Below are 242 nucleotides of genomic sequence, written 5' to 3'. Positions count from 1 at the left end.
GCTGCGCCTCTCGCCGTCGCCGTCCCCCGGAGAGCGCGGCGACCGAGGCAGTATCCGAAGGAGGCGTGCTCGACCCATCCGAAGGTGGTGAGTTGATCGAGAATGCGGTGGACAGTGGAGCGAGGTAATCGAGTACGGCATGCAACCTGTTCGAGCGTGATCCGGGCCGCCTGGCCGCCGAAGGCGTCGAGAATCAACGTCAGTCGCTCGATCATCGAGGGCGGCAGGGCCTTGCCCGACTG

The 242-nt window shown here is 66.1% G+C and carries 1 protein-coding gene; it reads right to left on the bottom strand.

Features of this window, described 5'->3' with window-relative positions:
* Positions 1 to 242 (bottom strand): helix-turn-helix domain-containing protein (locus CVH10_RS23775; RefSeq protein WP_219925086.1); only part of this gene is annotated, 242 nt, incomplete at both ends.

Origin of the sequence: Halomonas sp. ND22Bw, assembly GCF_003011945.1 — a bacterium.
Lineage (GTDB): Bacteria > Pseudomonadota > Gammaproteobacteria > Pseudomonadales > Halomonadaceae > Halomonas > Halomonas halophila.
Note: the sequence above shows the minus strand (reverse complement) of the source record. Positions and strands in the feature narration are given on the sequence as shown.